The 7,675-nt window shown below is 62.7% G+C and carries 7 protein-coding genes; 4 read left to right on the top strand and 3 right to left on the bottom strand.

The genetic code is table 11. The annotated features are described in order from the left end of the window. Positions 1-123: 123 nt before the first annotated feature. Together V2S85_RS26575 and V2S85_RS26570 are read right to left on the bottom strand one after the other, a co-directional pair. Positions 124-708, bottom strand: coding sequence for a tyrosine-type recombinase/integrase (locus V2S85_RS26575; protein WP_330705794.1), 585 nt, complete (start codon positions 706-708; stop codon positions 124-126). A 478-nt stretch (positions 709-1,186) separates the two neighbouring features. After that, positions 1,187-1,798: a TetR/AcrR family transcriptional regulator gene (locus V2S85_RS26570; protein ID WP_330705793.1), complete on the bottom strand. Its 612-nt coding sequence runs from the start codon at positions 1,796-1,798 to the stop codon at positions 1,187-1,189. A gap of 115 nt (positions 1,799-1,913) precedes the next feature. On the opposite strand from V2S85_RS26570, the gene V2S85_RS26565 reads away from it, so the two are divergent. The 3 genes from V2S85_RS26565 (at position 1,914) to V2S85_RS26555 (ending at position 5,754) form a co-directional block, all read left to right on the top strand. After that, positions 1,914-3,128: an MFS transporter gene (locus V2S85_RS26565; RefSeq protein WP_330705792.1), complete on the top strand. Its 1,215-nt coding sequence runs from the start codon at positions 1,914-1,916 to the stop codon at positions 3,126-3,128. Between the two features lie 33 nt (positions 3,129-3,161). Then, positions 3,162-4,139 (top strand): alpha/beta hydrolase, encoded by a 978-nt coding sequence (locus V2S85_RS26560; protein ID WP_330705791.1) that lies wholly within the window; start codon positions 3,162-3,164, stop codon positions 4,137-4,139. Positions 4,140-4,383: 244 nt separating this feature from the next. Continuing rightward, positions 4,384-5,754 (top strand): IS1380 family transposase, encoded by a 1,371-nt coding sequence (locus V2S85_RS26555; protein WP_330705790.1) that lies wholly within the window; start codon positions 4,384-4,386, stop codon positions 5,752-5,754. Here the strand turns inward: V2S85_RS26555 and V2S85_RS26550 are convergent. After that, on the bottom strand, positions 5,689-6,783 hold the full coding sequence (locus V2S85_RS26550) for an ATP-binding cassette domain-containing protein (RefSeq protein WP_330705789.1): 1,095 nt from the start codon (positions 6,781-6,783) through the stop codon (positions 5,689-5,691). The genes V2S85_RS26555 and V2S85_RS26550 overlap by 66 nt on opposite strands. 92 nt (positions 6,784-6,875) lie before the next feature. Between V2S85_RS26550 and V2S85_RS26545 the strand changes: the two genes are divergently transcribed. Continuing rightward, positions 6,876-7,502 carry a TetR/AcrR family transcriptional regulator gene (locus V2S85_RS26545; RefSeq protein ID WP_330705788.1) on the top strand — a complete coding sequence of 209 codons (627 nt, stop codon included), beginning with the start codon at positions 6,876-6,878 and terminating at the stop codon, positions 7,500-7,502. Positions 7,503-7,675: the final 173 nt, after the last annotated feature.

Raw genomic sequence — 7,675 nt, 5'->3', positions numbered from 1 at the left:
GTGCGCGCAATGATCTCCACCCGATCCTTCACTTAGCCTCCTTCTGGAGTCCAGAAAGAGACTCCTTACCGGAGGTCCATCAGCGCCGAGCCAAAATGCCGCAACACGCCCGAGGCCGTACGCTTACAGATAGCGCACCGTATTCTCAATCTTGCTATGCCCGAGAAGGATCTGGACGGCACGAAGATTGCCGGTTGCCCTGTAGATGATCGATGCCTTCGTTCGCCGAAGTGAGTGCGTGCCATAGTCGCTTCGCATCAGACCGACCCCTGTCACCCATTCATCGACGAGCCGGGCGTACTGACGGGTGCTAAGATGCCCGTTATGGTCAATCCGACTGGGAAAGACATAGTCGTCGACCGTGCCGCCCCGGCGATCGAGCCAGGCCAGCAGGCTAGCCCGAGCGTCGGGGAGCAGTTCGAACTGAACGGGTCGACCTGTTTTCTGCTGCATGACGATCGCACGCGTTCGGATCTGCCCGCCGCTGACGATGTCGCCGATCTTCATCTGTACCAGGTCGCAGCCCCGGAGTTTGCTGTCGATCGCCAGGTCAAATAGCGCCCGATCTCGTAAGCGGCGGCGTTGATTGAGGTAGAATCGAATCTCCCAAATTTGCTTCGGTTTCAGCGCGCGTTTCGCGCCAACGGTTCTTCCCGCATTCCAGACGGGACGTTTGGTGGTGGTGGCTTCAGTATCAGGCATCTCCATGATCATTCTCCGATGGCCGGATTGGCCGTCTGAAGAACGTTCGCCAGGGCAAAGGAGAGGAAGGTCCTCAGGCGTCTGGCGACCAACTCGAGCCGTTCGTGAAGCGAGTCGCAAACGGCGGCTTCGGACGGAACCGGGCATTCGACGAGGCCAACAGGAAGATCGTGGCTAGCCATCCTTGCGATAGGGCGCGTCTGGTAACTGGTTTTGAACGCTGTCATTCTTGATGTCACATGGCACGAGCATCAAGCCGACTGGCGAGGGGGCATTGCCAACGGGCAGCTATAGGGCACCTCTGTGCAGATAGCTGATGTACGTGGGCCTTTACTGTACATTGTTTCCGAACCGGTTGATGAACATTGACCCGCGGCAGGGGCCGGCTTTGGCAGGCCGTATGCCGGTGTGTTCGGAAAACGGCCGTTTTACGCACATTGCTCCTCGTCGCTTTTCTCAAAAAAATCCAATCGGGAAAGCCGTCTCAGGAAGGAACTGGCCCTCTTGCATGAGCCTCGCAATAAGTCAGCGCCTCTGCTGCCGTCTCCGCAACAGCGAGGAGTCTTGCTTCGTTCCATCCCTCCCGCGCAGCGGCCGACAGGCCGAGCATCGTCGTAGAAACGTAATCCGCGATACGCTCAGGTGCGTCGCTGTCAGACCCTTCGAGAAACACTCGCACTCGCTCGCGATTTTCCCTTGCGATCTGTGCAGCCGCGATGCCCCAATCTGTCGTCCCGGCCTTGGCATGTTCGAGGATGAGGCAACCACGCCGCTGTGGATGGGCGGCATAAGCACGCGCCGCAGCGCGTAGCATATCGCAGAGCGCCGTCGTGGGCGCGATGCCTTGAACCAGAAAGCGATCCAGCGGCACGACGGTGGCCGAATAGAGCCGCAACGTATCCTTGAAGAAGGCGGCCTTGCTGCCGAACGCCGCGTAGAAGCTCGGCGGCGTAATCCCGATCGCCTCGGTCAGCGCGGCGACGCTGACGTTCTCATAGCCGTGTTCGTGAAAGAGATGTTGCCCGACCTCAACCGCTGCGTCGAGCACGAATCCGCGCGGTCGTCCCCGCTGCCGCTTATTTTCATTAACGTTCATTACAGAGTCCGTTTGCATCGCTAGCTCATATTTGTATAGCGACCATTAAGTGAAATAGCCATGCCCCGGATCGTCACGGCCCGGGGCAGGCACGAACCGACGAATAAGGACAATCATGCCGCCTTCCCCCTCGCTTGGCCTCGTCGAAAGCGGGTCGGTGCCGCGTACCGCACTCCCTACCGCCGCACTGTCAGGCCTCGCCGCCAGTGGCTTCCTGTGCATCGTTACCGAGACGCTTCCCGCTGGCTTGCTACCGCAAATTGCCTCTGGCCTGCTGATCTCTGAAGCAATCGCGGGACAACTTGTTGCGGTCTATGCTCTGGGGTCCTTGCTCGCGGCGATTCCGCTTACCAGCTTGACCCAGGGCCTTCCCCGACGGCCGGTACTGCTCGGCACCATTATCTGCTTCGTTGTCGGCAACACGCTGACGGCATGGGCGGGGTCTATCAGCCTCGTGCTGGTCGCGCGGTTCGTCGCCGGGTGCGCGGCGGGGCTCGCTTGGGGGATTCTCGCAGGTTACGCGCGCAGCATCGTACGTCCGGACCAGACCGGACCGGCCATGGCGCTTGCCATGGTTGGCGTGCCGCTGGCGCTCTCGCTGGGGGTACCCTTGGGGACCTTCCTGGGTGGTCTGGTTGGGTGGCGCGGATCGTTTCTAATCCTTTCCGCGCTCAGCGTCGCGCTGATAGGCTGGATCATCGCAAAAGTGCCCGATGCGCCCGGTCGGACGGGCGACGATCGTCCGTCGCTACGCCGGGTCATCGCCACGCCGGGTGTCGTGTCGATCCTGCTCGTCATCCTAACCTGGATGACGGCGCACAACATCCTGTACACCTACATCGCGCCGTTCACGACGGCTGCGGCCGTTCGGGTCGATCTCGTGCTGCTTGCATTCGGCCTCAGTTCGCTCGCTGGCATCTGGACCGTAGGGCGACTGGTGGATCGGATGCTTCGCGTGCTGGTACTGCTTGCGATCGGATCGTTCGCGGCGGTCGCGGTACTCCTCACGATTGCCGGCGAACAGGGCATTGCCGTCTATGCGGCGGTCGTCATCTGGGGCCTGGGCTTTGGCGGTGCCGGGGCGATGATGCAGACAGCGTCGGCGGATGCGGCCGGTGATGGCGTCGATCTGGCACAGGCGATGGTGACCACTGCGTGGAACCTGGCGATCGCGGCCGGCGGTGCGCTCGGCGGGGTGCTGCTCACGACGGGAGGGACCTCGCTGCTGCCGCCCGCTGTCGCGGCGCTGGCCCTGATAGCCTTTCTCATCGCGCTGGCCGCACGCCGTTTCGCCTTTCCACCCGGTCACCGCGCGCCGTCAGGCCGCTGACCCGCTCCTTTTCTTCGAAAACGAGGATCAAACATGAAGCCCTACAGCATCTCCTTCGCGCTTGCTGCACTCGCTATGACAGCAGCGCCGATCCAAGCCGCGCCGCGTGCGGTTCTACCCGCCGCGCAAGAGGAATACCCGATTCCTAATGGGTTCAGCGGCGGCTACGAAACCATTGACGGCGTGAAGCTGCATTTCGTGCGCGGCGGTCGAGGCCCGCTCGTGCTCCTCGTCCACGGTTTCGGGCAGACATGGTATGAGTGGAACCGCCTCATGCCGGAACTTGCCGGGCGCTTTACGGTGGTGGCGGTCGAGCTGCCGGGTCTTGGCCTGTCGGAAGCGCCCCGCACTTCCTACACCGGCGTCGACATTTCCGATTATCTGTACAAATTCGCCAAGCGTTTCAGCCCGGACAAACCCTTCTATCTGGTCGCGCACGATATCGGCATCTGGAACAGCTATCCGATGGTCGCGCGTCACCCCGCCGACATCGTCAAGGCCGCTTTTATAGAAGCGACTGTACCCGACGACACGCTCTATTCGCTACCCGCGTTCGTCGCGACCGGTGAGGCACCGGGCTGGCATCATAGCTTTTTCGCAGCCGACGATCAGTTGGCGGACGCGATGGTGAAAGGCAATGAGCGGCTGTTCTTGACGCACTTCATTCGCCATCATGCGAGCAACCAAGCGGTGTTCACCGATGAGCTGATCGATCGCTACGTTCGCTCCTATGCAAAGCCGCAGACGTTCCATCACGCGTTCGAATATTACCGCGCTTTACCTCGATCAATCGTGCAAAATCAGGCACTGGCAGCGAGCAAGCTGACCATCCCGGTTCTTGCCGTTGGCGGGGGCGGCAATGGCGGCTTCGGCGCCAGTCAGCCGGAAAACATCCGACGCTACGCCACCAACGTCGAGGCGCACGTGCTGCCCGGGTGCGGTCACTGGGTTCCCGAAGAATGCGCACCGGCGCTGGACCCACTGATTACCTCCTTCCTGGCGCGACCATGACGCAGAATGCCAGCATGCCCAGCAATGTACGCGGGATCGATCACATCGGGATTACGAGCGTGACATTTACCTCTGGCAACGCGTACCAATTAGCGCTGATATTTACAGGAGGGCGGCCCCGGCCCAAGCCACTCTAGCCTGTTTTATTCACGTAGGCGGGTGATAGGGTTGGCGGGAGTGGCGTAAGCGATTGCTTTGCAGTAGGAAAATGGGTGTCTAGACCAGTCCTGCAGCGAGGCAATTTATGCCACGGACCACACCCGCCGGGAGCGATGATAGCGCACCGGGATTTTCGTTTCCAGCGGTTGGCGGGAAGAAGATCACAGCCGCGTTCGACGGTGGCCGGCTGACCTCGGACGGCGGCGTTCTGCTGCTGGCGCAAGCCGAGCGAGCGATGGGAATTTGCCGGAGGCTTGCGGCTTGCATCGCTGATCCGCGTGACCCGACGCGGGTGACCCATCGCCTTGATGACATCCTGCGCGCCCGGGTGTTCGCGATCACGTGTGGCTACGAGGATGCTGACGATCTCGACGCCCTGCGCGACGATCCGGGGTTCCGCCTGGCACTGGGCAAGTTGCCGGGATCGGGCGCGGGGCTTGCGAGCCAACCGACGATGAGCCGCTGGGAGAATGCACCGACCACGCGCGAACTGGCCCGGATGATGGCCGCGATGATCGGCGTCTACTGTGCCAGCTATCTGGTCCCACCGGCGGCGGTGACGCTGGACATCGATGACACCTGCGATGTCGTGCACGGCTATCAGCAGCTCTCGTTTTGGAATGGCCATCACGGCGAACGCTGCTTTCTGCCGATCCACGTTTACGACACTGCGACCGGCCGTCCGGTCGCGATGCTGCTGCGCACCGGCAAGACGCCGTCTGGTGCCGAAGGTGCCGGCCACATCCGGCGCCTGGTGCGTCATATCCGCCAGCACTGGCCCGATACCCACATCACTATCCGCGGAGACGGGCACTACGGTCGGCCCGAGATCATGGCGTTCTGCGAGGCGGCCGGGGTCGATTACGTGTTCGGCTTGCCGACCAACGCCGCGCTGCGGGCCGATCCGATCATTGTCGCCGTCGCCGATGCCTGCGCGGTCAAGCGGGCTCAGCGCCAATGCCCGGTCCTGCGCCATTATACCGAGACCCGCTACGGTGCCAAAAGCTGGAAGGGCCAACGCCGCGTCGTCGCCCGGATCGAAGCCAGCACGCTGGGCATGGACATCCGCTATGTCGTCACCTCGCTGACAGAAGGCTCGGCCGAGCATATTTACGACACGCTCTACTGCGCGCGCGGCCAAGCCGAGAACCTGATCAAGCGCCACAAGACCCAGTTGGCCAGCGATCGCACCTCTTGCCGCTCGGCCAATGCCAACCAGATGCGCCTCATCCTGCATACCGCCGCCTACTGGCTGATGTGGCGCATCCAGCAGGCCATCCCCAAGGCCACTGCGCTGGCCGCTGCCGAGTTCGCGACTCTGCGCCTGAGGCTGCTCAAGGTCGCTGCCCGCGTCATCGAGAGCGCCTCGCGTATCCGTGTCGCCTTCGCGTCAGCATGCCCCGACGCCGGCGTGTTCAAAGCCATCGCCACCGGTCTTCGGCCAGCGCCGACATAGCCAGCGCGGCCATGCCGCCGAAACCCGAGCCCTCGTCCCGTCAACCTTCGTCGTCGGCAGCACGATCGACAGCGATTGGAGGACTTCGATCTTCGCCTGCGCCGCCGCCACGTCCCGCGCGGCGTCATCACCCAGCCGCGCTTTCAGCCGCTGGTCGCCGCCGCCGCTGGCCTCGGCGGCATTGCGCCGTGCCCCTGCAAGGATCTTCGGCATGTCGCCGCGCGCCGCCTTGCGTGCTCCGGCGGCATCGCGGCGCTGTTTGCGCTCGTCGGCGATGCGGCTGCGACGCGCGATTTCGGCCTGTCGCTTGCGGGCATCGAGCAGATCCTGTTCGGCCGCCTGCAATTCCAGCGCCTTGCTTTGGCGATAGGCGCTCCAGTTGCCGCCATACGGCGTCGCGCCCAGCGTCGTCAGTTCGACGATGGCATCCATGTGCTCCAGCAGTTCGCGGTCGTGGCTCACCACGACCAGCCCGGCGGACCATCCATCGACGAGGCGCAGCACCGCGTCTCGCCCCGCACGGTCGAGATTGTTGGTAGGCTCATCCAGCAACAGGAAATCAGGCTCTGCAAAGATCGCCGCCGCCAGCGCCGCGCGCGTGCGCTGCCCGCCCGAGAGCCCGGCCAGCAGCGTCGCGGCCGAAGCATCCAGTCCGACACGGGCGAGCGCGGCGTCGATGCGTTCCTCGATCGTCCAGTCGGCCTTTTCGAGATCGTCCAGCGTCGCCTCTCCACCTGCTGCGCGCGCCAGCACGTCGAGGGCGGCACGCACGCCGAAGAGATCGGCGATCCGGTCCGATGCCGCCGGCTGCACGACCTGATGCATCAGGTGAACGGTCCCGGTCGTCGAACATGCACCGGAAGAAGGCGTCAGGTCGCCCGCCATGATCCGCAGCAGGGTACTTTTGCCCACGCCGTTGCGTCCGACCAGCCCTGTGCGCCGAAGGCCGAAATTCAGCTCGATCTCACGAAAGATCGGGTGCCCCGCAGGCGTGACCCAGCTGACGCGGGACAAGGAAATGGAAGACAAGTGCGACTCGCTCTGTTATTAACAGCACTATATCGTGTCGTTTTATCGATGCCGGGTCAATGACCGGGATGTGAAGGGAAGTCAGGCGAGGCATGGGCCGACCGACGAAGGCGCAAGCGCAGGCATGGACACAGGAACTGCTGGATACGGCGCGCATCCTGTTTTGCGAGCGGGGCTATGCGAGCGCTTCGCTCGATGAACTGGCCGTGCGCCTGCGTTGCTCCAAGCATTCGATCTACCGCCGCTTCGCCGACAAGGAGGCGCTGTTCGTGGCCGTGGTCGATCGCGATGTCGCTCGATTTATTGCGGACCTCAGTGCATCGGGAGCGCCGGGTTCATCGCCTTACGAGATCTTACGGGCCATGGCGCGGACCTATTTCGGCTTCGGCGCTTCGCGGGATCATGCCGCATTGTACGCAGCGATGAACCTGGAAGCGACCACGTCGCCCCGCCTGCGCGTCCTGGCGAAGCAATGGGCCGCACAAGCGCTCGCACCTCTGCAAGATGCGGTTGCGGCGGCCATCCCTGCGCGTCATCCTGGCGAGATGTGCGAAATCCTGATCGACCTGCTCGATGGCGCGGCGAACAGGCTTAGACTGAGCGAAGACATCCCGGCAGGAATTGAAACAACATTCTCGATCAGATGGGAGTATTTTGTCAGCGTGCAGGTGCAAGATCACTGCGCGAACACTGCTGGACGCGACGACCTCGCCCGTTGATGAAGTTCGATATCATCGGGCGCAGAGGCGCGGCTGTCCGGTTCATCGTAAGCGGTAAAAATCCTCCACGTTGCGGTTGAACCGCCGCGGCAGGTTTGGCGATGTAATTTTGGTAATCAAGCAGCGGTGACGATGTTGCTTATTTCGAACATGGTTTGCCCGGCGTTTATATT

This window comes from Novosphingobium resinovorum (assembly GCF_036352595.1).
Classification (GTDB): domain Bacteria; phylum Pseudomonadota; class Alphaproteobacteria; order Sphingomonadales; family Sphingomonadaceae; genus Novosphingobium; species Novosphingobium resinovorum_B.
The sequence above is the reverse complement of the archived record's forward strand: the minus strand, read 5'-3'. Positions and strand labels throughout refer to the sequence as shown.